This is a genomic window from Bradyrhizobium sp. AZCC 1588 (genome assembly GCF_036924735.1).
In the GTDB taxonomy this organism is placed as follows: Bacteria; Pseudomonadota; Alphaproteobacteria; order Rhizobiales; family Xanthobacteraceae; genus Bradyrhizobium.
Window position 1 is genome coordinate 7,345,304 of record NZ_JAZHSC010000001.1, and the last position, 26,091, is coordinate 7,371,394.

Genomic DNA, 26,091 nt, shown 5'->3' on the forward strand with positions numbered 1-26,091 from the left:
CGCCGCCTGAACCATTCCCCATAACTATCGCAAATTCAGAAGGGCGACGCCCGCGCACGTATTGCGCGGCGCCGTCTGGATTTCCGAAGCGCAGAAACGCGCTTCCGGCCAGTTTCTTTCTGCTACAATCCCCATCGGAGCAATGCGCTCCGCATCCATGTAGCCGTTGGCCTTCAGGCGTGCCAATTTGGTCGGTGATTAGCGTGCTCCTTGCGCGATCTGATTCTCGACATGGGAGAATGTGTCTTGAGTGTGATGACGGAAACGGCTGATCTCGCCGATATCGGAGACCAGCGACCCGGACGAACCGAAGCCCGGCAAGACACCCTGAAGTTTGCGGAAGCTGCCCTTGTCGAGAGCAAGCGCGAAGGCCTGCTGCTCGCCGTCCGGGCGCGCTGGGTCGCGCTGGCCATCACTGCCGTTACGCTGCCGATCATCAATCCGAATTGGGACGTGATCTATTACGTCCTGATGCTGGGCTTGTTTGCCCTGATCGGCTGGGCCCAGCTCAAAGTCGGCAAGGTCGGACGTTCCCCGCTCGAGGTTTTCCTGATCATTTGCGACCTCGCGCTGCTGACCTTCCTCAGCGTCGTACCCAATCCCTGGAGCACCGAGCACTGGCCAATCGGAATGCAATTCCGGTTCGACAGTTTCATCTATTTCTTCATTTTCCTTGCCACCGCCACACTCGCCTATTCGTGGCGAACGGTTGTCGCGATGGGCGGATGGACCACTGCCCTGTGGGCCATTGCCGTCGGTTGGGCCTATCTGCAGCCCGAAACCCATGCCGCGCTGTCGCAGCGCGTCAGGGAAGCTGTTGGCGCAGATATCCGCATGTTCGAGATCATCGATCCTTCGTCGATCGGCTTCGGCGCCCGTTTCCAGGAAGTGACGGTGTTCATCATCGTGGCCGCGATCCTGGCGCTAGCGGTGCGCCGTTCGAATGCGCTTCTGATCAGCCACGCCGGGATCGAACGCGAGCGCGCCAATTTGGCGCGTTATTTTTCACCCAATGTCGTCAATGAACTCTCCGGCAACGACGAGCCGCTCACGCGGGTTCGCACGCAAGACGTCGCGGTGTTGTTCGCCGATATCGTGGGATTCACCGCCTACGCCGATGGACGAGACCCGAAAGAGGTCATCGACACGCTGCGGCAATTCCATGAACAAATGGAAAGACAAGTGTTCCAGCACGGCGGAACACTCGACAAATACCTCGGCGATGGTTTGATGGCGACGTTCGGCACGCCGTTCGCCGGCGATTCCGACGCGCTGAACGCCTTGCGTTGCGCGCGCGGTATGATCGCCTCGATTGCCGAGTTGAACAGAGAACGGCAGGACCGCAACGAGCCGCCGATCCAGGTCAGTGTCGGATTGCACTATGGTCAGGTCGTGCTGGGAGATATCGGCCTCAATCGGCTCGAATTCGCCGTGATAGGCACCACCGTCAATGCGGCGAGCCGCCTCGAGGCTCTCACCCGCGAATTCGGATGCGCCATCGTCGTCAGTGACGACCTGGTGCGGCAGGCCCGGGCGGAATCGAGCCATTCGAGCGCCGACTTCGCATTGCTTGTCGAGCAGCCGGCGCAGATCATTCGTGGTCTCGAGCAACCGGTGGGCATCTGGACGTGCGCCGACGTCGTTTCCTGATACCCTGAAGCACGCGATGAATGCATCGCGCCCCCACGGCTTCTTTTCATGCTAAGAAGCCCTGCCCATTCCATCGAGTCTGCAATTTCCCGATCATGGCCAAATCCACGCTCTCCTTCGTCTGCCAGAACTGCGGGGCGGCGTATAACCGCTGGCAGGGCAAATGCGATTCCTGCGGCGAGTGGAACACGCTTGCCGAGGAAGACACGACCGGCGCGACCTCGATGCCGGTCTCGGTCCGCTCCCGGCGCAAGGGCCGAACGTTTGCGCTGGAATCGCTGACAGGAAAAAGCAACGACGCCCCCCGCCTGCCTTCCGGGATGACTGAGCTCGATCGTGTCACCGGCGGCGGTTTTGTCCGCGGCTCGGTGCTGTTGGTCGGCGGCGATCCCGGCATCGGCAAATCGACGCTGCTCACGCAGGCCACCAGCATGCTGGCGCGTGCGGGCCACCGCGCGGTCTATATTTCGGGCGAAGAGGCAGTGGCGCAGGTGCGGCTGCGTGCCGAGCGGCTCGGATTGGCGGACGCGCCGGTGCAGCTCGCCGCCGAAACCTCGGTCGAGGACATCGTCTCGACCCTGTCGGAGGGCGCGGTGCCGCGCCTGATCGTGATCGATTCGATCCAGACCATGTGGACCGACACGGTGGAGTCGGCGCCGGGAACGGTGACGCAGGTCCGCGCCTCGGCGCAGGCGCTCATTCGTTTCGCCAAGAAAACCGGTGCTGCGATCATTCTGGTCGGGCACGTCACCAAAGATGGCCAGATCGCAGGCCCTCGCGTGGTCGAGCACATGGTCGACGCGGTACTGTCGTTCGAGGGCGAAGGCTCGCAGCATTTCCGCATTTTGCGCGCGATGAAGAATCGTTTTGGCCCGACCGATGAAATCGGCGTGTTCGAGATGACGGGGCTAGGCCTTCGCGAGGTCTCCAACCCCTCGGAATTGTTCCTCTCGGAACGCGATCTGGGCAGCCCGGGAACCGCAGTTTTCGCCGGGATCGAAGGCACCCGCCCGGTGCTGGTGGAATTGCAGGCATTGGTCGCGCCGACCACGCTCGGCACCCCCCGGCGGGCCGTGGTGGGTTGGGATCCGAGCCGGCTGTCGATGGTGTTGGCGGTGCTGGAGGCCCATTGCGGGGTCAAATTGTCCGGCTACGACGTCTATCTGAACGTGGCGGGAGGCCTGCGGATCCAGGAGCCCGCGGCCGACCTCGCGGCGGCCGCCGCCCTGGTGTCCTCGTTGGTGAACGCGCCGTTACCGACAGACGCGGTCTATTTCGGCGAGATTTCGCTCTCGGGCGCGGTCCGGCCGGTGGCGCAGACCGCCGCCCGATTGAAGGAGGCCGCGAAACTGGGCTTTGGCCGCGCCGTTTTGCCCGAATCGGCGCGCGGCGAGGTCGGCGGCGATGGCGGGCTTGCGCTGAACAGCATCGGTGGACTAACCAGCCTGGTGGCCGAAATCGCGGCGCGCGGCAGCCCGAGAGGCAACCGCGACACCAGTCGCGAGGGTGCGGCAGAGAAAAATGCCACACCAACGCGATTCCGTCGTGAAAACAGCTAAAGCGGCGTGACGCGCCCGCCCCTCGCCGCTATACAACGCGCGCGAAAGGCGGGCGGGATGGCACGATATCCGGCCTTGCGGGATACGCCGTCTGCCCCTCACTTGGGGTGACCCTGAGCCGCCGATTCGCTGCCTAAAGGACTTACGAGCGGACCTGACCAGCCGATGCCGATAACGATACTCGATCTCGTCCTGCTCGGAGTGATGCTGATTTCGGGGCTGCTCGCCATGGTGCGTGGCTTCATGCGCGAGATCCTGTCGATCGCGGCCTGGGGCGCGGCGGCTCTGGTGACGCTTTATGCCTTCTCGAAGCTGCTGCCGACCGCCAAGGCCTATTTCAACAATGATACCGTGGCAGCCGTGGCGGTGGTGGCCGGCACCTTCATCGGCACACTGATCGTGGTCTCCGTGATCACGGTGCGGATTTCGGATATGATCCTGGATTCCCGGATCGGCGCGCTGGATCGCACGCTTGGATTCCTGTTTGGGTTGGGTCGCGGCCTTTTGATCGTGGTGGTCGCCTTCCTGTTCTTTAGCTGGCTGGTCCCGGACAAGCAGCGGCCGGACTGGATCACCGGTGCAAAATCGCGGGTGGTGCTGCAGGGAACCGGGGATTGGTTAATGTCGCTCTTGCCGGACGACCCCGAGAACACCATTTTAAAGAGATTCAAGAAGAATAAACCGGAAGACGATCAAACTGACGCCGACCAGGCAGCCCCTGCGTCCGGCGATGGCTACAGCAAACCTGCCCGCGACAGCCTTAAAAAGCTGATCGAAAAACCCGCGGGCCGCTAATTCTGGCCAAAATAGAGAGGCGATGGACGCGATGCAAAACCCTTCCGATCCCGCCGGGCAACTCGATCTAAACCGTGGCATCGAGTTGCAGGACGATCTCGAAGGCGACACGTTACGCGAGGAGTGCGGCGTGTTCGGCATCTTCGGCCACCCCGAGGCCGCTGCCATCACGGCGCTCGGACTACACGCCCTCCAGCATCGCGGCCAGGAGGCCGCCGGCATCGTCTCCTTCGATGGCAGCCGCTTCCATTCCGAACGCCGCCTTGGCCTCGTCGGCGATACCTTCTCCCGCCGCGAGGTGATCGAGCGCCTGCCCGGCAGCATGGCGGTCGGCCACGTCCGTTATTCCACCACCGGCGCCACCATCCTGCGCAACGTGCAGCCGCTGTTCGCCGAACTCAATGCCGGCGGCTTCGCCGTCGGCCACAACGGCAACCTCACCAACGGGCTGACGTTGCGCCGCGAACTGGTCAAGGGCGGCGCCATGATGCAGTCGACCACCGATACCGAGGTCATCCTGCATCTGGTCGCGCAGTCCAAGCGCAACCGTTTCATCGATCGTTTCGTCGAGGCGCTGCGTGCGATCGAGGGCGCCTACTCGCTGGTGTCCCTGACCAACAAGAAACTGATCGGCGCGCGCGATCCGCTCGGCATCCGACCGCTGGTGCTCGGCGATCTCGACGGCTGTCCGATCCTGACCTCGGAGACCTGCGCGCTCGACATGATCGGCGCCAAATATGTCCGCGACGTCGAGCCCGGCGAGATCATCGTGTTCGATGAGAAGGGCGCCAACAGCCACAAGCCGTTTCCGCCGAAACCGCCGCGGCCCTGCATCTTCGAATACATCTACTTCTCACGGCCGGATTCGATCGTCGGCGGCCGTTCGGTTTATGAGGTCCGAAAGGCCTTCGGCGCGCAGCTCGCCCGCGAAAGCCATGTCGAGGTCGACGTCGTGGTGCCGGTGCCGGATTCCGGCGTGCCGGCGGCGGTCGGCTACAGCCAGCACTCCGGCGTGCCGTTCGAACTCGGCATCATCCGCAACCACTATGTCGGCCGCACCTTCATCCAGCCGACGCAGAGCGTGCGCGAGCTCGGCGTGCGCATGAAGCACTCGGCCAATCGCGCCGCGATCGAAGGCAAGCGGATCATCCTGATCGACGATTCACTGGTGCGCGGCACCACGTCGAAGAAGATCGTGCGCATGATGCGCGACGCCGGTGCGCGCGAGGTCCATTTCCGGCTCGCTTCGCCGCCGATCCTCTATCCCGACTATTACGGCATCGACCTGCCGGACCGCGGCGGACTTCTTGCGGCCACCCATTCGCTGGAAGAGATGCGCGACATCATCGGCGCGGATTCGCTGGCGTTCCTGTCGATCGACGGCCTGTACCGCGCGATGGGCGAACCGGGGCGCGACCCGGCCAATCCGAAATTCTCCGACCATTGCTTCACGGGTGCCTATCCGACGCACCTTACTGACCAGACTCAGGTCGAACCGCAGCCGCGCCAGCTCTCGCTCTTGGCGGAAGCGAGCTGAGAACACTCAACGGTGTCGTCCCTGCGAAAGCAGGGACCCATAACCACAGGCCTTCGTTTTTCCGGATGCCATCAGTTATTGACACCTCCTCACCTCATGAGCGCCGCGGCGTATGGGTCCCTGCTTTCGCAGGGACGACGATGATCGAGCTAGTTCAATGACCAAACCACTCGCCTCCCGCATTGCGCTCGTGACTGGCGCCTCGCGCGGCATCGGCTATGCCACGGCGCTCGCGCTGGCAAAGGCCGGCGCGCACATCGTCGCCGTCGCGCGCACACAAGGCGGGTTGGAGGAACTCGACGACGAGATCAGGAACGACGGCGGCAGCGCCACGCTGGTGCCGCTCAACCTCACCGATTTCGACGGCATCGCGCGGCTTGGCGCGGCGCTGCATGAACGCCACGGCAAGCTCGACATTCTCGTCGGCAATGCCGGGGTTGCCGGCCCCTCCTCGCCGCTCGGGCATATCGAGCTGAAGCCGTGGAACGACGTGTTCGCCGTAAACGTCACCGCGAACTTCCAGCTCATCCGCTGCATGGATCCGCTGCTCAAGGTCTCGGACGCCGGCCGCGCCGTCTTCGTGACCTCCGGCGCCGCCAGCAAGGCGAACGCCTATCAGGGGCCCTACGCGGCCTCGAAAGCGGCGCTGGACACGCTGGTGCGCTCCTGGGCCAACGAGACCGTGAGCACGAAATTGCGCGTCAACCTGTTCAGCCCCGGCCCGATCCGCACCCGCATGCGCGCCAGCGTCTTTCCCGGCGAAGACCCGATGACGCTGGATACGCCGGAACAGGCCGCGGAATTCATCGTGCCGATGTGCGCGCCGGAATGGACCGAGACCGGCAAGCTCTATGACTACAAGACTCGCACACTGATGAGTTTTCATCCGCCGGCTTGAGCATCTTACGAGCTCTCTCATTGTAAGCGCAGCGACTTGTCCGCCGAAGCTTTAGCGAAGGCGGAAAGCAATCCATTTCGTCGCTTGTCGAGACATGAATTCGCCAACCCCGTGCCTTGCGTGAAGCTCGCCAATGACGGGTTGCTCTATGTCTGCGATCGCGCGAACAACCGCGTGCTCAGAAAAAATGGAACCTTCGTTAAGGAATGGTTTTACGAAAAGAATACCCGGGGCAACGGTGCGGTGTGGGACATCGCGATCTGGCCCGAGCTGACGTCGGGCGCGCGACGATAGGTGCATTGCCCGCGGTTTCGAGAAGGACTATCGCAGGACCGCTGGCAGGTTCCGAAAAGAGAGCCGGCGAACAACATTTCTGGAGGAATACCCATGACGACGAGAATTGCGCGGCGCTTCGCCGCTTCCGTGGTGCTTGCCGCATTCGGGCTGGCGACGCCAGCACTGGCCCAGGACAAGACCGTCAAGATCGGCGTACTGAACGACATGTCGAGCCTCTATGCCGACATTGGCGGCCCCAATTCGGTGGCTGCAGCGAAGATGGCGATTGAAGATTCCGGCCTCGCCGCCAAGGGTTGGAAGATCGATCTGGTCAGTGGCGATCACCAGAACAAGCCTGACGTTGGCGTCAACATCGCCAGGCAGTGGATCGACAACGACAAGGTCGACGTCATCGCCGACACGCCGAACTCCGGCGTCGCGCTCGCGGTGAGCAACCTCGTCAAGGACAAGAACGTCGTCCTGCTCAATTCGGGCGCAGCCACAGCCGATCTCACCGGCAAGGCCTGCACGCCGAACACGATTTCCTTCACCTACGACACCTACATGCTAGCCAACGGAACCGGCAAGGCGCTGACAAAGGCCGGTGGCGATAGCTGGTTCTTCCTGACCGCAGACTACGCGTTCGGACATGCGCTGGAGCGCGATACCTCGGCGGTCGTCACCGCCAGCGGCGGCAAGGTGCTGGGCGGAGTCAGGCATCCGCTGAATACGTCGGACTTCTCGTCGTTCCTGTTGCAGGCGCAGTCCTCGAAGGCAAAGGTGGTTGGCCTTGCCAACGCTGGCGGCGACACCACCAATGCGATCAAGCAGGCGTCCGAATTCGGCATCGTTGCGGGCGGCCAGAAGCTTGCGGCGCTCCTGCTCTTCATTAACGACGTTCACTCGTTGGGCTTGAAGACCGCGCAAGGTCTGACGTTCACGGAATCGTTTTACTGGGACCTGAACGACAAGACGCGCGAATGGTCCAAGCGCTTCCAGAAAGTGTCACCGAAAGGCACGATGCCCTCGATGACGGTGGCCGGGGTTTATGCAGTGGTGCTGCACTATCTCAAGACGCTCGACACGATGGGCGGCAATCCGCATGACGGCGCCAAGGTGGTCGCCAAGATGAAGGAATTGCCGACCGACGATCCGCTGTTCGGCAAGGGCCCACTGCGTGCCGATGGCCGCCGTCTCATTCCGGCTTATCTGTTCGAAGTGAAGAAGCCGGAAGAGTCGAAGGGACCGTGGGACTACTACAAGCAGATCGCTACGATCTCGGCGGAAGACGCCGCCAAGCCGCTCGAAGCCAGCGAGTGTCCGCTGGTGAAGAAGTGACGGCGTAGGGCCGTAGGGTGGGCAAAGGCGCACTTGCGCCGTGCCCACCATCTCTCCGCATTATCCTCATGAATGGTGGGCACGCTGCGCTTTGCCCACCCTACTCCTTCTACTTTGTCTTTTTCAGCGTGCGCCACGCAATCAGCAGCGCGAGCCCCAGCAGCGCCGCCGCCAGCAGGAACGGCGCGCCCGGCAATTTCGCCGGCGCCTGATCGCTAATGAAATAGGCAAAGGTCAGCGTGAACAGGAACGGCCCCGCCATCTGCGCGATGCTGTTGACGCTGTTGGTCGCGCCCTGCAACTGGCCCTGCTGATCCGGCGCAACGAGCTGCGTCGTCAGGGCCTGGATCGCCGCGCCTGCCACGCCCCACAGCGCCATGACCGGAATGCCGGTCCAGAACAGTGGTCCGGTCGGCGCCGCGCCATAGATGAAAAATCCCAGCGCTCCACAAGCGAGCCCGAGCAGCAGCGCGCGGCGTTCGCCGAGACGCGTGACGATCGGCCCGACGCCCAAGCCCTGCACCACCATGGCGCACACGCCCACCAGAGCCAGCGTGAGCCCAACTGTTGTCGTGTCCCAGCCGTACCGATAGGTGGCGTAGAGCACGAAGGTGGAAGGCAGCACCACATGCGCGACCTGGCCAAAGAAATTCGCCAGCGACAGGCCAGCGAGAATCCGGCTCGAGCGCAACAGATGCAATGCGCCGAGTGGACTGGCGCTCTTCCAGTGGAACGGCGCGCGCCGATCCTGCGGCAGCGACTCGGGGAGGATCAGCCAGCCGTATAGCGCGTTCGCAAAGCTCAGGCCCGCCGCGACCCAGAACGGCAGACGCGGATCCATGCCGCCGAGCAGGCCGCCGATGGCGGGACCGAGAATGAATCCGGCGCCAAAGGCCGCGCCGATCTTGCCGAACACCGCGGCCCGCCGTTCCGGCGGCGTCACATCGGCGATATAGGCAAAGGCCGTGGAAATGCTGGCCGAGGTGATGCCTGAGATCACCCGGCCGATGAACAGCCAGGTCAGCGACGGCGCCAGCGCCATCAGCACGTAATCCAGCGCCAGTCCGAAATTCGACAGCAACACCACCGGCCGGCGGCCGAAGCGGTCCGAGAGCGCGCCAAGGATCGGCGAGAACAGGAACTGCATCAGCGCCCAGGCCGTGCCGAACAGGCCGAAGATCCGCGCCGCCGTCGCGGTGTCGTTGTCGACAAAGCTCTCCACGATCTTGGGCAGGATCGGCAGGATCAGGCCGAGCGCGAGCATGTCGAGCAGGATGGTGACGAAGATAAAGGCCGCCGCGCCGCTGCGCACCGGCGGCCTATCGTCGGCAGCAGCGGTGGACGCCTGTTCGCTCATGAGGGCCGCTTGCGCTTATGCGCGAACGGATTGGCCTTTTCGCGCAGCGTGATGCGGATCGGCGTGCCCGGCAGGTCAAAAGCCTCGCGCAGGCTGTTGGTGAGATAGCGCAAGTAGGATTGCGGCACGGCGTCCGCGCGCGAGCAGAACAGCACGAAGCTCGGCGGACGTCCCTTGGTCTGCGTGATATAGTTCAGCTTCAGCCGGCGGCCCGACACTGCGGGCGGCGGGTTGGCATCGACTGCCTGCTCGAACCAGCGATTGAGCGCGGCCGTGGGCACGCGCTTGTTCCAGACCGCGTAGGCATCCTGGATTGCGGTCATCAGGCGGTCGATGCCCTCGCCCAGCAAGCCGGATACGGCGACGATGGGGGCACCTTTCACCTGCGGCAACCAGTGGTCGGCATCGCTGCGCAGCGCCGAGATGAGATGGGGCTTGCGCTCCATCAAATCCCATTTGTTGACCGCGAGCACGATCGCCCGCCCCTCGCGCTCGATCAGATCGGCGATGCGCAGATCCTGTTCCTCGAACCGGTTCTGCGCATCCATCATCATCACGACGACTTCGGCAAAGCGCACGGCGCGCAGCGCGTCCGCCACCGACAATTTTTCCAGCTTCTCCTCGATCCGCGATCGCCGCCTTAAGCCCGCAGTATCGAACACGCGGAAATCGCGTCCCTGCCAGGTGATCTCCACCGAAATGGAATCGCGCGTGGTGCCGGCTTCGGCGCTGGTCAACAGCCGCTCCTCGCCGAGCAGATGATTGATCAGCGTCGACTTGCCGGCATTGGGACGGCCGACGATGGCGACGCGGATCGGACGCTGGGCGAGATCCTCGTCCGATACGATATCGTCGTCGTCGAACTCTTCCCGCTCTTCAGCCGGCTCCGGCATCAGTGCGGCGAGCGCGTCGTAGAGATCGGTCAAGCCCTCGCCATGCTCGGCCGAAATCTGCACGGGATCGCCGAGCCCCAGCGCGTAGGATTCCATCGCGCCGATTTCGCCGTGCTTGCCCTCGCTCTTGTTGGCGACCAGCACCACCGGCTTGTTGGCGCGGCGCGCGAAATCGGCAAAGGCGCGATCGTTCGGCGTCAGGCCCGCACGGGCGTCGATCACGAACATCAGCGCATCGGCCAGGCCGATCGCGGCTTCGGTCTGCTCCTGCATTCGTGCCGTGAGCGAGCCCTTGGCGCCCTCGTCGAGGCCTGCGGTGTCGATCACAGTGAATTCGAGATCGCCTAGACGTGCGCTTCCCTCGCGGCGATCGCGGGTGACGCCGGGCTCGTCGTCCACCAGCGCGAGCTTCTGCCCGACCAGCCGGTTGAACAGCGTCGACTTGCCGACGTTGGGCCGGCCGATGATGGCGATCGTAAAGGACATAAATGACCCAAACGCCCTTTTTTGAAGGGCGTGTCAATCGAACGAAAACAACAAATTAGCGCGAGAAACTGCCGCTCGGCATCGGAGCCGGGAAAGCCGATTGTTGCGAGGATTGCGCGGGCGCGGCCGATTGATCGGGCGGTGGAGCCGTGGTGCGCTTGCGCACGATCTTGGCCGGCTTGGGCGCAGGCGGCGCAGCGGCTGTGCTGCCCTCCTCCTCGGGAGCGACGTCGGGGTCCGCAGCGGCGGGTGCGGCGGCCTGCTTGCCCTTGGATTTCGCGCCACGCTTCGACTTGGGCTCTTCGGGCAGAGGTGCTGCAGCCGCGACCGCGTTAGGATCATCAACTTGCTGATTGGCGCCCCTGTAGAGATCCTTCGGCACGCCCTGCTCAAGGCCCGGCACACCTTCGGGGAACACCGGCTTGCGCTCACCGGGCAATTTCTTCTTGGTGTCGAGGAAGTCGAGCATGTCGGTGGGATCGAAATTGCCCAAGCCGCCACCGCCGCAGCCTGCCAGCGCGCCCGAAAGCGCGATGAGGACGGCGGTTGCGATCAAACGTTGCGGGCGGCGCATATCGGGTTTCCCAACTCGTTTTGCTGGCGTCAGCTCTTGGCGACCGGCGGCAGCAAGGCCTGCAGCGCTTCGGCACGCGAACGCAGGCTCGGCGGCGTCTCGCCGTCATTGGCGATCGTATCCAGCCATTGCCGCGTCGCGGCGGCATCATTGGCACGCCAGGCCGACAGCGCCAGCAATTCGCGCGCGCTATGGCGGAACGTGGCGCCCGGCGCAGCAGCGGCTTCGAGGCGTTCTTTCATGTTGGGATAGCTGGTGCTTTCCAACAGCAACTGGGCCGCGCGAATCCGCGCGAGATCCTGCTCGGCGACACCGACGCTGCGGTCAGCGGCAATCTCGTCGAACAGCTTTGCCGCAGCCTGCGGATCGCGGTTGGCGACTTCCGCCGCCATGCGCAACCGTGCCAGCACGCGGTAGCCGAACGGCGCCTTCGCAACGAGATCGGCGAACGCCGCTTCGGCCTCGGCGTGCTTGTTGGCTTCCGAAAGCTCGACCGCCTTGTCGAACGCCGCCCCCGCCTCGGCCGCCTTCTTGGACTCCAGATACTGGTAGCCGCGCCAGCCACCCACGGCGGCGATGATTAAAATCAGGCCGGCGATGATCAGAAGCGAATACCGGTCCCACAGCCTTTTGAGCTGCTCGCGACGGACCTCCTCGTCTACTTCATCAAATAATTCAGACACTTAAAGATATCCCATCCCCGGGGAACCGCAGCTTCGGCGGCAGTATCGCGCGCCCAATCCCGCATGGCCGGGGCGTAGCCTATCGATATGGCGGTGGCAAGGCAAAGCGAGGCGGATCAAAGCGTTAACAGTGGCCCCCAACCGCCTCCGAAATCGGCTGGCAATGTTGACATCGCGGTTCAAAGTTTGGCGTAATCCCGGCCGCTTCCATTGTCGATCCGTACCCGATTTTTCAGGTGTTTCATGCCTCGCCACGCGCTGGTTTCGATGCTGCTTGCCCTCGGCCTGGTATCCCTGGCCGCAGCGTCACTGGCCGACGACTTCAAGCCGAAGGCGCCCGAGACGGCATTCTCGGGCAAACTGCGCCCCGACATTTTGGGTATCTCGACCGAATCGAACGCCGAATCCGCGCGCGCCATTTTTGATTCGCTGTTCAAGAGCCGGACCGACACCAAGACCGACATCCAGCAGCACAAGTTCGGCGGTGCCAGCTACGTCGCCGCCTTGAACTTCAGCCTTCCTGCCGGTTCGAAACAGAACGGCGAGATGCTCTCGACCAGCTTCTCCTCGCCCGCGAGCGCCAACCGCGCCTATTTCGTCGCCCGCAACCTGACCTTCGCACCGGACCAGCAGCCATCGAAGGCGGACATGATCAAGGAGATCATGGGCAAATACGGCGTGCCGACCATCGTTGGCGACCAGCATCTGTACTACATCTACCGCAAGGGCTCGATCATGTCGGTCGGCGGCAAGTACAAGGAAGCGACTGCGCTCGAGGCAATCGGCAAGCCGCTCGACCCGAGGGCCGCCGTCAAGCTCAACGGCGACACCGTGCGCGGCAGTTGCGTGGCGGTCGTCAAGCGCGCCCAGACCAAGGCGAAAGAACCGAGCGCCATGCTGACCGAGGCCAAGGGCGCGAACTGCGATGGCGTATTGAGTGTGCAGCTCGTTCCGGGCACGCTGGCCGACCGTGTCGGCATCGCGCAATTCACGCTGCTTGATGTCAAGCAGCTCGTCAGCGCCGCCGCGATCGACAGCGCCGCACTCGCGGCCGGGCTGAGCGAGAGCGCGATGCCCAAGGGCAGCGCGCCGAAACTCTAGCCCTGTCGCGGCGCCAGCGAGCGGCGATTTGGGACGGCACGGCGCTCATCGTTGCCGTCGGCCAGGCCTTTTTGAAACGTCGCCGCGTAGCAGGAACCTTTCCCCCGCGCTGTAATTGAATCTCTGTTACGTGGAGATCAGGCAATGCGCGGATTTCCGCCGATTGTGCCGTATGGTGCCGATCAGACCATCTATTTGGTCCTCGAAGCGGGGCCGGACGCCATCGTCCGGAAGGTCGAACGGACTGATTTCGAAACGATCGTTACCGACCTTTTGTCGGGCCAATTCCGCGACCCGATCGAGGTCGTCGCCTTCAACACGCTCGAACATTGGAGCGAAGACTTATCGAAAGATGTCGCACGCGAAATCCAGTGCCGCTGCGATATCGAAGGGCAGAAAGTCCCGGATTATCTGGAAGACTTTGTAGGCAGCCGTGTCGGTTGACTAGCGGTTAGCCGATGCCTGCGCCGCAGCCGAGTCCGTAGCGGAAGCCTCGCGCAACTGCCGCTTCATCACCTTGCCGTTGGCATTTCGCGGCAGCGGGTCCGCGCGCACATCCATGGTTTCCGGCACCTTGTAGTCCGACAGCCGCTCGGCGCACCAGGCGCGCAGCACCTCGCCGCTGACGGCATTCCGCGTCACGACGACGGCATGCACGCGCTCGCCGAGCACCGGGCACGGCTTTGCGATGATCGCGCTCTCGACCACGTCGGGATGGCCTGAAAGCACCGACTCGACCTCGGCGGAATAGATCTTGAGCCCGCCACGGTTGATCATGTCCTTCTGACGATCGAACACGCGCACGAAATTCTCTTCGTCGATCGAGCCGAGATCGCCGGAATGCCAGAAGCCGGCGGTAAAACTCTCCGCCGTCGCCTTCGGATTGTTCCAGTAGCCTTTGATGACGGACCCGCCGTGAATCCAGATTTCGCCGATCTCGCCGCGCGGCAGTTCGCGGCCCTCGGCATCCACCACGACGATCTGCGCGCCGGGACAGGGCAAACCGACACTGTCGATATGGCTCACGACGAATTCTGCAGGCATCATGGTCGACGGCGAAGTGGTCTCGGTCGCGCCGTAGCAATTGGCGAGTCTCAGCCCCGGAATTTTCGCTGCCAACTTCTCGATGGTGGCGATTGGCATCGGCGCGCCACCAAAGCCGCCGATCCGCCAGCTCGACAGATCGTAACTGTCGAAATCCGGCTGCAGCAGGCAGAGATTGTACATTGCCGGCACCATCACGGTGTAGGTGACCCGCTCGCGCGCCGCCAACTTCAAATATTCCGCGGCCTTGAACTCCGCCATGATGATCAGCGCGCCGGCGCAACGGACCATGGTCATGACATTGGCGACCACGCCGGTGACATGCCCGAGCGGCACCGCGGCGATCGAGCGATCCACGGCAGTGAGCTTCAGGCACGAGACGAACACCATGGCCGAATGAATGATGGTGCAATGGGCGAGCATCGCGCCCTTTGGCCGCCCCGTGGTGCCCGACGTATAGAGGATCATGGCAGTGTCCTCTTCGCCGACGTCGATTGGTGCGGCCAGCGGCGCGTTTTCCGAGAGCTCGGTAAAGCGCGAGAGCCGCGGATCGTCGTCGACTACGATCCGATGCGTGACTTCAGGGATATCGCCCGCATCGGGCACGCGGTCGGCCAGCGTGGCCTCGTGGATCAAGAGCTTTGCGCCGCAATCGGTGAGCACATAGGCGATCTCGGGCTTTTGCTGGCGGATCGAAAGCAGCACCGTCACCAGCCCGGCATGGGCCGCACCCAGCATCGTCAGCACGAATTCGATTCTATTGCCGAGCAGTAGCGCGACGCGGTCGCCGCGCTGCAGGCCGAGTTTTTGAAATCCTGCTGCGATTTGCGCCGATTGCTGCGCGACCTCTCGCCATGTCATTTGCGTGGAGCCGCAGACCAGCGCCTCGCCGTCCGGGTTGGTCGCAACCGCTTCGGCCACCATCGCCGGAATGCTCTTGGGCCGTTCACAAAAGACCGGAACGATTCGGTCGCCAAAGCGCGGCTCGAGCCGCATCGCCGGGATAGAGTGCTGCGACCAGTCCATGGATGGCGCGCCCCGTTAGCTCTTCTTCATCTCGTAGACGTGCTCGGGTCCCGGGAAAGCGCGCGAGCGCACGTCGCTGGCGTAGCCCTGGATCGCCGCTTCGATCGCGGGGCCGAGATTGCCATAGCGGCGCACGAATTTCGGCGTCCGCGGCGACAAGCCCAGCATGTCTTCGAGCACCAGCACCTGGCCGTCGCAGGCCGCACTGGCGCCGATGCCAATGGTCGGAATGGAGATGGTCTCCGTGATCTTGCGCGCCAGCGGCTCGGCGACCGCCTCGACCACGACCGAAAACGCTCCGGCGTCCGAGATCGCCTGGGCGTCTTTCAGGATCGGATCCCAACTGCCCTCGTCGCGGCCCTGTGCGCGAAACGAGCCGAGCGTGTTGATCGATTGCGGCGTCAGTCCGATGTGGCCCATGACCGGCACGCCGCGCTCGGACAGGAACGCGACGGTTTCCGCCATCCGGGCGCCGCCTTCGAGCTTCACCGCGCCGCAATGGGTTTCCTTCAATATCCGCACCGCGGAATGAAATGCCTGCTCCTTCGAGGCCTCATAGGAGCCGAACGGCATGTCCACCACGACGAGGGCATGTTTCGAGCCGCGCATCACCGCATGGCCCTGCAGGATCATCATGTCGAGCGTCACCGGCACCGTGGTCTCGAAACCGTGCATGACGTTGCCGAGGGAATCGCCGACCAGAATGACGTCGCAGTGGCGATCGACCAGCGCCGCGGTATGCGCATGGTAGGACGTCAGCATCACGATCGGCTCGCCGTTCTTGCGCGCACGGATATCCGGCGCCGTTTTGCGCTTGATGGCAGATTGCACGGACATATTAGGCTCCAACCACGGGGACGCCGATCACGACCGGATGGAACGCGAAGGCGAGCGCCAGATAGGCGACGAGACCGACCGCGATCGCGATCAAATCGTTGCCGGGACCACCGACGGGAATCGGCGGGGCGCCGGCGTCGGAACGATATTTCAGCGAAATGCGATCATACACCGCCCACGCGAGAAACGAGCCGAACAGGATGATCGAGCCGAGATCGCCATTGGCGAGCAGATGCGCCGCCGCCCACAGCTTGATGCCCGTCAGCATCGGATGTTTCAGCGTCGTATAGATCCGGCCGCGGATGTAGGACGCGACAACCATGATGACCGCGGGCAGCATCAGCGCCGTGGTGATGTGCTTGAGCGCCACTGGCGGGTTCCAGACGTTGTACCAGCCCGTCGCGCGATAAAGCGCAAAGCCCCAGATGATCAGCGCCAGACCAGCGATCGAAGCCAGCGCATAGCCAATCTTGTAGCCGCTCTCGCCCGTCGCGGAGATCACCTGCGCGCGCAGCTTGCGCTGCGTGGTGAGCGTGTGGACGCCGAAGAACAGGATCAGGCCCAGGATCAACACCAGCAGTCCCATGACGTGCCTCCCGTTGCGCGGCTGGTTTTCCGGATTATCCGGGTATCATTTTAAGGGCTTGGTGCGCAATGCGCCACGCGGCCGTTACGGCTTCTCCGCCTGCTTGCCTAGATCGCGGTTGTCGACGTAGCGGATCGCGATCGGCCGCCCGGCAAGGGCGCCGCCAAGCCCGGACGTGAACTTGAGCGGCGTGCAGCCTGCAAGCGACGCGTTGATCGCTTTCAAATAAGTAGCGCGGGTGTCGGCCGGAACGCCTGCCGTGGCATAGGTCACGCGGGGTGTAGCGATGATCTCGCCCGAGCGCTTGAAGCTGAACCGAATCGACATCTGCATACCCTGGCGCGCGATGTCGGAAGGCGGTGGCGACCAACAGGAGCGCAACGCCGCAAAGAGGTCGCCGATCGTATCGAGATCATGATCCGGCTTCCGGTATTTCGCGGCCTGATCCTGTGGCGGCACGCTTTCGATCGTGAGTTGCAGATTCTGGCCGTACGGATAATCGATCTCGGGAATACAGGGACCTTCGTTGAACACGCTGCAAAATGACGGCGTGCACGGCTGGCCGTCGAGCACGCTGCAGGGCGCGTGCGAAAACGGCGTGGCGTCGATCTGGCGCCTCGACTGGGCGTCGGCGGCGCTCATCCCGACGAATGTGGTGATCAGGCAGACGATGATGCTCCGGAACATGCGGCCCTAAGTCCTAAAAGGCGACTCAACTAAGTTGATGCGCGCTTCGTCCCGTAGCAAGGCGGACCATGTTCACATCCCTGCGTTCATGGCGGACAGTTCCGCAATCAGGGCCTTCTCGCTGGGCTGGTCGAGGACGCCGGCGGTATAGAGCGAGATGCCGCCATAGAGCGTAATGTAGACCTTCATCACCGCGCGGCGACGCTCGGCCGGGCTCTCGATATCCTGACAGAATATCCGCATGGCCTGGGCGATGACCTTATGAACCGCGGCCTGCAGCGGCGGATTGTGCTTCATGGTGGCGTGCGGGCGGCTGGTCATCAGGGCGTACAGCGCGCGGTTGGCGAGCGCGAAGCGGACATATTTCGCGGTGTAGTCCTGTGGCGTCTCTGCCTTGACGAGGATGGCGGCGAGCCGCGTGTAGGCCTCGGCCGCGACCGCGTCGAGCAGCGCTTCGCGGTCAGCGAAATGATTGTACAGCGATCGATGCGCGACGCCGACGGCCTCCGCGACCTCGCGCAGGCTCAATTGCTCATGGCCGGCCGCGGCCACCAGGCGGGTGGCGGCCTTCAGCGCTTCGGATTTCAGATTGCCATGGCGATAGGTCGCCCGGCGCGGCTTTGCGGTCATGTCCCCTTCATACAAAGGCATGAGACGCAACGCCACTGCCGGGCGGCCGAAGCTTTCCGTCAGGCCGATACTCGTTTGGCAACGCGGTCCTCGCCATACTGCGGCGTAATGTCCTCGTCGATCATGGCGCGGATCATCTTGATCACATCTCCGCGCGCCCGCGCCTTGGTGGCGGCATGGGCGGCCATGTTGAGCGTGGCGAGCGCCTGTGCGGTCTCCTCGGCGCAGGGCTCCAGCGCATCCGCCGGGACGACCCGGTCAAAGAAGCCTGCGGTGACAGCCTCCGTTGGGCCGAACATTTCCGCGGTCACTACCGCTCTGCTGAAATAGGCCGGCGTCAGCCGCTGCCGTGCGATTTCGATTGCAAAACGCGGCACCGTGAGCCCGATCGCGACCTCGTTCATGCCGATCCGGTAGTCGCCCTCGGCGGCAATGCGGTGGTCGCTGGACATGATGAGGAAAGCCCCCATCGGGTAGGCGTTGCCCTGGCAGGCCGCCACCACCGGCGTCGGAAACGAGAGGATGCGCAAGGCCAGTTCCGCGCCCGCTTTCACCATCAGATATTGGTCCTGGGCGCCGCCCTTGGCGAAGACGTTGAGGTCGAATCCTCCTGAAAAATGCTTGCCGCGGGCCTTCAGGATCACCACCGTCTTGTCCTTTTCCGCCCGGTCGAAGGCCGCATGCAGGGCGTTGAGCATGGCAAGCGACATCACATTGGCCTTGCCATCGTCGATCATGATGGTGCCGACCGGGCCGGAACGGGAATAGGTTGCGAGATCAGTCATGCGCGGTCTCCCTTTTTAAAAAGCATCCAATGGATACTTTTACGGAAGCCCGGCTGACGCAAGGGGTTTATCCGGGCCTGGAATGCATAGAGGCATCCACTGGATGCATAAACTGGGTTGAGGATTTGGCCAAATCCTCAACCGTCGTCACCCGCGAAGGCGGGTGACCCAGTATTCCAGAGACGATAGCGATAGACGGAAAGGCCGCGGCGTACTGGGTCCCCCGCTTTCGCGGAGGACGACGGCGGAGATTGGTGCAGGAAGCGTGGGCCGCTTACGCTTTCTTCTTCACGTCCTTGACGTTGGAGAAGGTGACCCCTTCGGCGCGCTCCCTGGTATAGCCCAGGTAAAACTCGTTCTTGGCCATGAACACGGGATCGCCGTCGACGTCGTCGGCGATGCCGGAATTGTTGGCCGCGATGAAGGCGTCGAGCTTCTTGCGGTCGTCGGACGAGACCCAGCGGGCGAGCTGGAATTCCGACACCTCGAATTCCACCGGCAGCGAGTATTCCGCGTCTAACCGCGCCTTCAGCACGTCGAGCTGCAGCGGACCGACGACGCCGACCAGCGCCGGTGCGCCGTCGCGGGGCCGGAACACCTGCACCACGCCCTCTTCCGACATCTGCTGCAGCGCCTCTTTCAGCTTCTTGGCCTTCATCGCGTCGGTGAGCCGCACGCGGCGGACGATTTCCGGCGCAAAACTCGGGACGCCGACGAAGGTGATGTCCTCACCTTCCGTCAGCGTGTCACCGATCCGCAAGGTACCGTGGTTCGGAATGCCGACGACGTCGCCGGCAAACGCTTCATCGGCCACCGAGCGATCCTGCGCGAAGAAGAACTGCGGCGACGACAGCGACATGTTTTTGCCGGTCCGCACCAGCTTCGCTTTCATGCCGCGGCTGAGCTTGCCGGAACACAGCCGCGCGAACGCGATGCGGTCGCGGTGGTTCGGATCCATATTGGCCTGGATCTTGAACACGAAGGCGCTCATGCGCGGCTCGGCTGCTTCGACCTTGCGCAAATTGCTGTCCTGCGCGCGGGGCGCCGGCGCGAACTTGCCAAGACCTTCCAGCAAGTCGCCGACGCCGAAATTGCGCAGCGCGCTGCCGAAATAGACCGGCGTGAGATGGCCTTCGCGAAACGCGTCCAGCTCGAACGGCTTGCAGGCTTCCGACACCAGCGCGAGCTCATCCTTGATCTCGCCGACGTCGAGATTGGGATTGCGGCCGGCGAGATCGGCGATATCGATCTGCTCGGTCGCGCCGGTCTTGGCGCCACCGCCTTCGAGCAGGCGCACGCCGCCGTTCACGACGTCGTAGGTGCCGAGGAAGTCGCGGCCGCGGCCGACTGGCCAGGTCATCGGCGTGGTGTCGAGCGCCAGCGTCTTTTCGATCTCGTCCAGCAGTTCGAACGTGTCGCGGCTCTCCCGGTCCATCTTGTTGATGAAGGTGATGATCGGAATGTCGCGCAGCCGGCACACCTCGAACAGCTTTCGCGTCCGGGCCTCGATGCCCTTGGCGGCGTCGATCACCATGACGGCGGAATCGACCGCGGTCAGCGTCCGGTAGGTGTCTTCCGAGAAGTCTTCGTGGCCCGGCGTGTCCAGCAGGTTGAAGACGAGGCCTTCGAATTCGAACGTCATCACCGAGGTCACGACCGAGATGCCGCGCTCGCGCTCGATCTTCATCCAGTCGGAACGGGTATTGCGCCGCTCGCCCTTGGCCTTGACCTGGCCCGCCAGGTTGATGGCGCCGCCGAACAGCAGCAGCTTTTCGGTCAGCGTGGTCTTGCCGGCGTCCGGGTGGGAGATGATCGCAAACGTGCGCCGCCGCGCCACTTCATCTGAGAGCGGCGAGCGGGACGGCGATTCGGCAGTGACGGCAATGTCGGACATGAGGCTCGAGCGTTTGGCAGGGAAAACCGGGCTAATCAAGCCTCATTTGGTGATTGCGGACGCTGCTGGCCAGTCCCATATCGGTCGCGGAAGGACGGCCTTCCAATTCGCAGGGCTCATCCGCGGGGACGACCCTGCCAGGTTTGGAGGGTTGTCATGGCGTGGATCGTATTGTTCGTCGCCGGGCTCATGGAAATAGGCTGGGCGATCGGCCTCAAATATACCGAGGGTTTCACGCGACTTGTTCCATCCGTCCTGACGCTCGCCTGCATGGCAGGCAGCATCGTCCTGCTCGGCCTTGCCTTGAAAGCGCTGCCGATCGGAACCGCCTATGCCATATGGACCGGCATCGGTGCGGTCGGAACGGCAATCCTTGGTATCGCTCTGTTCGGCGAACCTGCGACCGCGGCTCGCCTCGCCTGCATCGGACTGATCGTGGCCGGCATTGTCGGGCTCAAGCTGGTCACCTGATCAGCGCAGCAACAGCACCGCCCAATAGGTCAGCGCCGCGACGAACCCTGAAGCCGGAATGGTGATTACCCAGGCGTAGACGATCGAGCTCGCCACGTTCCAGCGCACCGCCGAGACCCGCCGCGCCGCGCCGACGCCGACAATGGAGCCGGTAATGGTGTGGGTCGTGGATACGGGAACCCCGAGATAGGTCGCCATGAACAGGGTCGCAGCTCCACCGGTTTCGGCGCAAAAGCCCTGCATCGGCGTCAATTTCGTGATCCGCAATCCCATGGTGCGGACGATCCGCCAGCCCCCCATCAACGTGCCGAGCCCCATCGCCGCCTGGCAGGAAATCACGACCCAGAACGGGATGGCGAAATCCGCCCCGAGGTGGCCTTGCGAATACAAAAGCACCGCGATGATGCCCATGGTCTTCTGCGCGTCGTTGCCGCCATGGCCGAGCGAATAGAACGACGCCGAGACGAATTGCAGAATGCGGAAGGCGCGATCGACCGCAAACGGCGTCGATCGCACCGACAGCCAGGACACGATCGCGACCAGCACCAGCGCCAACAGAAATCCGACCAGCGGCGACAACACGATCGCCAAGAGCGTCTTGGACAGCCCGCTCCAGACCGCCGCGGAAATGCCGGCTTTGGCCATGCCGGCGCCGACCAGTCCGCCGATCAACGCGTGAGAACTCGACGATGGAATGCCGAGCCCCCAGGTGATCAGGTTCCAGACAATCGCGCCGACCAGCGCAGCGAAGATGACGGTCGCGTCCACGACATCGGGTTCGATGATCCCCTTGCCGATGGTATTCGCAACGTGCAGGCCAAAGACGAGGAAGGCAATGAAATTGAAGAACGCCGCCCAAGCCACCGCATAATGCGGCCGCAGCACGCGGGTCGATACGATCGTGGCGATCGAGTTGGCGGCGTCGTGCAGACCGTTGAGGAAATCGAACAACAGCGCGACGCCAATCAAGAAGACCAGAATTGGAAAAGCCAGGGTGGCGTCCACTGAATTGGCCCTGCCCTATACCTGTTCGATCACGATCGAGTTGATCTCGTTGGCGACGTCGTCGAAGCGATCGGACACCTTTTCGAGATGCTTGTAGATCTCGGCGCCGACGACGAAATCCATCGAATTGCCGTTGCGGTGCTTGAGAAACAGCTCCTTCAACCCGATGTCGTGGAGATCGTCGATACGGCCCTCCAGCTTTCCGATTTCCTCGGTAATGGCGGTCAGCATTGCGACGTTACTCCCGATCGACTTCATCAGGGGAAGCGCGCGGCTGACCAGATTGGCGCACTCGACCAACAGCGTGGCTATTTCGCGCATCGGAGGCTCGAACGTTCGGACCTCGAACAGCACCACCGCCTTCGCGGTCTGCTGCATCTGGTCGATCGCGTCGTCCATCGACGTGATCAGATTCTTGATGTCGCCGCGGTCGAACGGGGTAATGAAGGTGCGGCGGACCGCGGTCAGGACCTCGCGGGTGATGCCGTCGGCGTCGTGTTCGAACTGATTGACTCGCTGGCAGAATACCGGCGTCTCCTCGCCGCCGCGCATCATGTCCTGCAACGCCAGCGCGCCCTGCACGACCGTCTGGGCGTGGCGGGCAAATAAGTCAAAAAACCGCTCCTCCTTGGGCAAAAAGGCACGAAACCAGCGCAGCATGGGCATTCTTCCGTCGTTCAGAAACAGCCACGGAGCGTGCTGTCACAAAACTGTCATAGACCATTCGAGGGAAAAGCGCGCGACGTCGGGCCCCGGGAACCGGATCATCCACCGCTTTGTGGCGCCGAAAACTGCGCCAAAACCCCGCCGTTTTTAGAGGGATCGGCGGAAATAATGCGCGATCTCGCCGATGATGCCCCGGCGGAACGTCAACACGCAGGCGACGAAGATGACGCCCTGGATCACCGTCACCCATTGGCCGAAACCGGCCAGATATTGCTGCATGGCGATGATAACGAAGGCCCCGACGACCGGACCGAACACCGTGCCGAGGCCGCCGACCAACGTCATCAGCACGATTTCACCCGACATCGTCCAGTGCACGTCGGTGAGCGAGGCGTTCTGCGCCACGAACACCTTCAGCGAGCCGGCAAAGCCCGCAATCGTTCCAGAGAGGATGAAAGCGACCAGCTTGTACTGGTCAGTCTTGTAGCCCAGCGAGATTGCGCGCTGCTCGTTCTCCCGGATCGACTTCAGCACCTCTCCGAACGGCGAGTTGATGGTGCGGTAGATCAGGAGGAAGCCGCCGAGGAACCCGGCGAGCACCACGTAGTAAAGCACCGTCGGCTTGGAGAGATCGAATATTCCAAACAGGTAGCCCTGCGGAATGCCCTGGATGCCGTCCTCGCCATGTGTGAACGGCGCCTGCAGATAGATGAAATACAGGAGCTGCGAGAGCGCCAGCGTGATCATCGAAAAGTAGATGCCCTGGCGGCGGATCGAGATGAAGCCGGTGACGACTGAAAGCGCGGCGGCGCCGGCGACGCCGACCAGAATTCCGACTTCCGGCGTTACACCCCAGACCTTGAGCGCATGCGCCGAGCAGTAGCCCGCGGTCCCCAGGAACATGGCGTGGCCGAACGACAGCAGGCCGCCATAGCCGATCAGGAGGTTGAAAGCGCAAGCAAGCAGCGCGAAGCACAGCGCCTGCATCACGAAGAACGGATAGATGCCCGTCATGGGTACGAGCCCCAGCAGCACCGCCATCCCGGCGAACACGATCATTTCGTCGCGCATCGCTTGCGGCGTTACCGGCAGTGTGTCGTCAGTCAATGCGCTCATGTCAGGCAGTCCGTCCAGTCAGTCCCGTTGGCTTCACCAGCAACACCAGCACCATCAGGACGAACACCACGGTGTTGGAAGCTTCGGGATAAAAATACTTGGTCAGTCCCTCGATCACGCCGAGCGCAAATCCGGTGATGATCGATCCCATGATCGATCCCATGCCGCCGATCACCACCACCGCGAACACGACGATGATCAGGTCCGCGCCCATCAACGGCCGCACCTGGTTGATCGGGGCGGACAATACGCCGGCCAGCGCCGCCAAGCCGACGCCGAGGCCGTAGGTCAGCGTGATCATCCTGGGCACGTTGATGCCGAATGCGCGCACCAGGGTCGGGTTTTCAGTCGCCGCACGCAGATTGGCGCCGAGCCGGGTCTTCTCGATCAGGAACCAGGTGGCAAGGCACACCACGAGCGAGAACACGACGACCCAGCCGCGGTAGATCGGCAGGAACATGAATCCGAGGTTCATGCCGCCCTGTAATCCGCGGAACCCGCCGACCTCCGGATAATCAGGAATCGCGTACGGCAGGCCGGACGAGCCGAAGTAGTTCTGGAACACTCCCTGCACGATCAGCGCGATGCCGAACGTCAACAACAGCCCGTAGAGGTGGTCGAGACCGGCCAGCCATTGCAGCATGGTCCGTTCGAGGATCATGCCGAAGATGCCGACGACAATCGGCGCGATGATCAGAGCCCACCAGTATCCAATCCCCGTGAGATGCAGCAGAAAATATGCGCAGAACGCGCCCATCATGTAGAGCGCGCCATGGGCGAAATTGATGATGTTGAGCATGCCGAAGATCACGGCGAGCCCGAGACTGAGCAGCGCGTAGAACGATCCGTTGATCAATCCCACCAAAAGCTGGGCGTAGAGAGCTTGCATCGGTTTCGCACTCAATCTCGTTATGATGCGGGTTAGCTTGGGCCGCGAGGGAAGGCCCGCCGGCATGACGCCGACGGGCCATCGTTGTTACTTCTTTACCAGTGGACAGGCGCTTTCCGAAAGCGGCCGGAAGGCCTGCTCGCCCGGCGTGGTGCCGATCAGCTTGTAATAGTCCCACGGCCCCTTGGATTCGGAGGGCTTCTTGACCTCGAACAGGTAGGCCGGATGAAGCTTGCGCCCGTCGGCACGGATCGTACCCTTGCCAAACAGCGGATCATCGGTGGGCGTTTCCTTCATTTTCGCCACCACCTTGACGCCATCGTGCGGATTGCCGCCCATTGCATCGATCGTCTTGAAATAGTGGATCAGGCCTGAATACACGCCGGCCTGCACCATCGACGGCATCGCCTTGTTCTTCATGCGCTCGGAGAAACGCTTCGAAAACGCGCGGGTGCCGTCATTCAGATCCCAGTAGAAGGTTTCCGTGAAGTTCAGGCCCTGCGCCACCTTGAGGCCGAGGGAGTGGACGTCATTGATGAACAGCAGCAGTCCCGCGAGCTTCTGGCCGCCCGAGACGATGCCGAACTCCGCAGCCTGCTTGATGGTATTGGTGGTGTCGCCGCCGGCGTTCGCCATGCCGATGATCTTGGCCTTGGATGCCTGTGCCTGCAGCAGGAACGAGGAGAAGTCCGACGAATTCAGGGGGTGCCTGACGGTGCCGATAACCTTGCCGCCCGACTTCGTCACCACCGCGGAGGTGTCGCGTTCCAGCGCGTGGCCGAACGCGTAGTCCGCGGTCAGGAAGTACCAGGTGTCGCCGCCGGCCTTCACCAGCGCCTGGCCGGTAGAGTTGGCGAGCATGTAGGTGTCGTAAACCCAGTGAATGGTGTTCGGCGAACACTGCGTATTGGTGAGATCCGACGTCGCCGCGCCGGTGTTGATCATGATGGCGTTCTTTTCCTTCACCAGATTGTTGACCGCCAGCGCCACGCCGGAGTTCAGCACATCCACGAAGATGTCGACCTTGTCGACGTCGATCCATTGACGGGCGACGGTGGTGCCGATGTCGGGCTTGTTCTGGTGGTCGGCGGAGACGATGTCGATCTTCCAGCCCTTGGCCGCAAGCCCGGAATCCTCCACTGCCATCTGGGCGGCGACCGTGGAGCCGGCGCCGCCGAGGTCGGAGTAAAGTCCGGAATTGTCGGTGAGCACACCGATCTTGACCGTCTTGTCTTGCGCCACGGCGCTGCCTGCGGCAAGTGCCAGAGCGGTGCCGAGGAAGAGCGCTGAAATCCGATGTTTCATAGT

26 protein-coding genes are annotated in these 26,091 nt (G+C 63.0%); 10 read left to right on the forward strand and 16 right to left on the reverse strand.

What is annotated here, in order from left to right; translation table 11 throughout:
- Window positions 1-255: 255 nt before the first annotated feature.
- From V1277_RS34510 to V1277_RS34540, 7 genes are all read left to right on the forward strand, one after another.
- On the forward strand, window positions 256-1,650 hold the full coding sequence (locus tag V1277_RS34510; RefSeq protein WP_334420542.1) for an adenylate/guanylate cyclase domain-containing protein: 1,395 nt from the start codon (window positions 256-258) through the stop codon (window positions 1,648-1,650).
- 95 nt (window positions 1,651-1,745) lie between these two features.
- Complete coding sequence (gene radA / locus V1277_RS34515; protein ID WP_334420176.1) at window positions 1,746-3,209, forward strand: DNA repair protein RadA; 1,464 nt, start codon at window positions 1,746-1,748, stop codon at window positions 3,207-3,209.
- Between the two features lie 165 nt (window positions 3,210-3,374).
- Window positions 3,375-4,004: a CvpA family protein gene (locus V1277_RS34520; RefSeq protein ID WP_057846388.1), complete on the forward strand. Its 630-nt coding sequence runs from the start codon at window positions 3,375-3,377 to the stop codon at window positions 4,002-4,004.
- Window positions 4,005-4,035: 31 nt separating this feature from the next.
- The gene (purF, locus tag V1277_RS34525) at window positions 4,036-5,541 is read left to right on the forward strand and encodes an amidophosphoribosyltransferase (RefSeq protein WP_334420543.1); all 1,506 of its coding nucleotides are present in this window, start codon (window positions 4,036-4,038) and stop codon (window positions 5,539-5,541) included.
- 157 nt (window positions 5,542-5,698) lie between these two features.
- Window positions 5,699-6,439: an SDR family NAD(P)-dependent oxidoreductase gene (locus V1277_RS34530; protein WP_334420178.1), complete on the forward strand. Its 741-nt coding sequence runs from the start codon at window positions 5,699-5,701 to the stop codon at window positions 6,437-6,439.
- A gap of 36 nt (window positions 6,440-6,475) precedes the next feature.
- Entirely contained in the window at window positions 6,476-6,733 is a 258-nt protein-coding gene (locus tag V1277_RS34535) for a hypothetical protein (protein WP_442894614.1), read from the forward strand.
- 93 nt (window positions 6,734-6,826) lie between these two features.
- Window positions 6,827-8,053, forward strand: coding sequence for an ABC transporter substrate-binding protein (locus V1277_RS34540; RefSeq protein ID WP_334420179.1), 1,227 nt, complete (start codon window positions 6,827-6,829; stop codon window positions 8,051-8,053).
- 109 nt (window positions 8,054-8,162) lie between these two features.
- On the opposite strand, the gene V1277_RS34545 is transcribed toward V1277_RS34540, so the two are convergent.
- The 4 genes from V1277_RS34545 to V1277_RS34560 are packed head-to-tail and all read right to left on the reverse strand — an operon-like array spanning window position 8,163 to window position 12,046.
- Window positions 8,163-9,410: a TCR/Tet family MFS transporter gene (locus tag V1277_RS34545; RefSeq protein WP_334420181.1), complete on the reverse strand. Its 1,248-nt coding sequence runs from the start codon at window positions 9,408-9,410 to the stop codon at window positions 8,163-8,165.
- Window positions 9,407-10,789 (reverse strand): ribosome biogenesis GTPase Der, encoded by a 1,383-nt coding sequence (der, locus tag V1277_RS34550; RefSeq protein ID WP_334420182.1) that lies wholly within the window; start codon window positions 10,787-10,789, stop codon window positions 9,407-9,409. The genes V1277_RS34545 and der overlap by 4 nt, the downstream gene beginning before the upstream one ends.
- A 55-nt stretch (window positions 10,790-10,844) precedes the next feature.
- Complete coding sequence (locus V1277_RS34555) at window positions 10,845-11,363, reverse strand: hypothetical protein (protein ID WP_334420183.1); 519 nt, start codon at window positions 11,361-11,363, stop codon at window positions 10,845-10,847.
- A gap of 29 nt (window positions 11,364-11,392) precedes the next feature.
- A complete protein-coding gene (locus V1277_RS34560; RefSeq protein WP_334375862.1) occupies window positions 11,393-12,046 on the reverse strand; it encodes a tetratricopeptide repeat protein in 654 nt (217 codons plus the stop codon).
- Between the two features lie 243 nt (window positions 12,047-12,289).
- On the opposite strand from V1277_RS34560, the gene V1277_RS34565 reads away from it, so the two are divergent.
- Both V1277_RS34565 and V1277_RS34570 read left to right on the forward strand, forming a co-directional pair.
- Window positions 12,290-13,147 (forward strand): hypothetical protein, encoded by an 858-nt coding sequence (locus V1277_RS34565; protein WP_334420185.1) that lies wholly within the window; start codon window positions 12,290-12,292, stop codon window positions 13,145-13,147.
- 144 nt (window positions 13,148-13,291) lie between these two features.
- Window positions 13,292-13,591: a hypothetical protein gene (locus tag V1277_RS34570; protein WP_334420187.1), complete on the forward strand. Its 300-nt coding sequence runs from the start codon at window positions 13,292-13,294 to the stop codon at window positions 13,589-13,591.
- Here V1277_RS34570 and V1277_RS34575 read toward each other — a convergent pair whose 3' ends face one another.
- From V1277_RS34575 to V1277_RS34605, 7 genes are all read right to left on the reverse strand, one after another.
- Window positions 13,592-15,217 (reverse strand): class I adenylate-forming enzyme family protein, encoded by a 1,626-nt coding sequence (locus V1277_RS34575; RefSeq protein ID WP_334420188.1) that lies wholly within the window; start codon window positions 15,215-15,217, stop codon window positions 13,592-13,594.
- Between the two features lie 15 nt (window positions 15,218-15,232).
- The gene (gene panB / locus V1277_RS34580; protein ID WP_334420189.1) at window positions 15,233-16,054 is read right to left on the reverse strand and encodes a 3-methyl-2-oxobutanoate hydroxymethyltransferase; all 822 of its coding nucleotides are present in this window, start codon (window positions 16,052-16,054) and stop codon (window positions 15,233-15,235) included.
- 1 nt (window position 16,055) lies between these two features.
- On the reverse strand, window positions 16,056-16,640 hold the full coding sequence (locus V1277_RS34585; RefSeq protein ID WP_334420190.1) for an NnrU family protein: 585 nt from the start codon (window positions 16,638-16,640) through the stop codon (window positions 16,056-16,058).
- Window positions 16,641-16,724: 84 nt separating this feature from the next.
- Window positions 16,725-17,327, reverse strand: a complete 603-nt coding sequence (locus V1277_RS34590; RefSeq protein WP_334420191.1) for a hypothetical protein — start codon at window positions 17,325-17,327, stop codon at window positions 16,725-16,727.
- 72 nt (window positions 17,328-17,399) lie between these two features.
- Window positions 17,400-17,957, reverse strand: a complete 558-nt coding sequence (locus V1277_RS34595) for a TetR/AcrR family transcriptional regulator (protein WP_197427482.1) — start codon at window positions 17,955-17,957, stop codon at window positions 17,400-17,402.
- A 59-nt stretch (window positions 17,958-18,016) separates the two neighbouring features.
- The gene (locus V1277_RS34600) at window positions 18,017-18,742 is read right to left on the reverse strand and encodes a crotonase/enoyl-CoA hydratase family protein (protein WP_334420192.1); all 726 of its coding nucleotides are present in this window, start codon (window positions 18,740-18,742) and stop codon (window positions 18,017-18,019) included.
- A gap of 274 nt (window positions 18,743-19,016) precedes the next feature.
- Window positions 19,017-20,636, reverse strand: a complete 1,620-nt coding sequence (locus V1277_RS34605; protein WP_334420193.1) for a peptide chain release factor 3 — start codon at window positions 20,634-20,636, stop codon at window positions 19,017-19,019.
- 156 nt (window positions 20,637-20,792) lie between these two features.
- Between V1277_RS34605 and sugE the strand changes: the two genes are divergently transcribed.
- Entirely contained in the window at window positions 20,793-21,107 is a 315-nt protein-coding gene (gene sugE / locus V1277_RS34610) for a quaternary ammonium compound efflux SMR transporter SugE (protein WP_334375871.1), read from the forward strand.
- Here sugE and V1277_RS34615 read toward each other — a convergent pair whose 3' ends face one another.
- The 5 genes from V1277_RS34615 to V1277_RS34635 form a co-directional block, all read right to left on the reverse strand.
- Window positions 21,108-22,112 carry an inorganic phosphate transporter gene (locus V1277_RS34615; protein WP_334420194.1) on the reverse strand — a complete coding sequence of 335 codons (1,005 nt, stop codon included), beginning with the start codon at window positions 22,110-22,112 and terminating at the stop codon, window positions 21,108-21,110. It abuts the gene before it with no gap.
- 15 nt (window positions 22,113-22,127) lie between these two features.
- On the reverse strand, window positions 22,128-22,772 hold the full coding sequence (locus V1277_RS34620) for a DUF47 domain-containing protein (protein WP_065745101.1): 645 nt from the start codon (window positions 22,770-22,772) through the stop codon (window positions 22,128-22,130).
- A gap of 153 nt (window positions 22,773-22,925) precedes the next feature.
- Window positions 22,926-23,894: a branched-chain amino acid ABC transporter permease gene (locus V1277_RS34625; protein ID WP_334420195.1), complete on the reverse strand. Its 969-nt coding sequence runs from the start codon at window positions 23,892-23,894 to the stop codon at window positions 22,926-22,928.
- Between the two features lies 1 nt (window position 23,895).
- Window positions 23,896-24,783, reverse strand: coding sequence for a branched-chain amino acid ABC transporter permease (locus V1277_RS34630; protein WP_334420196.1), 888 nt, complete (start codon window positions 24,781-24,783; stop codon window positions 23,896-23,898).
- A gap of 87 nt (window positions 24,784-24,870) precedes the next feature.
- Window positions 24,871-26,088: an ABC transporter substrate-binding protein gene (locus V1277_RS34635; protein WP_028346540.1), complete on the reverse strand. Its 1,218-nt coding sequence runs from the start codon at window positions 26,086-26,088 to the stop codon at window positions 24,871-24,873.
- Window positions 26,089-26,091 lie beyond the last annotated feature (3 nt).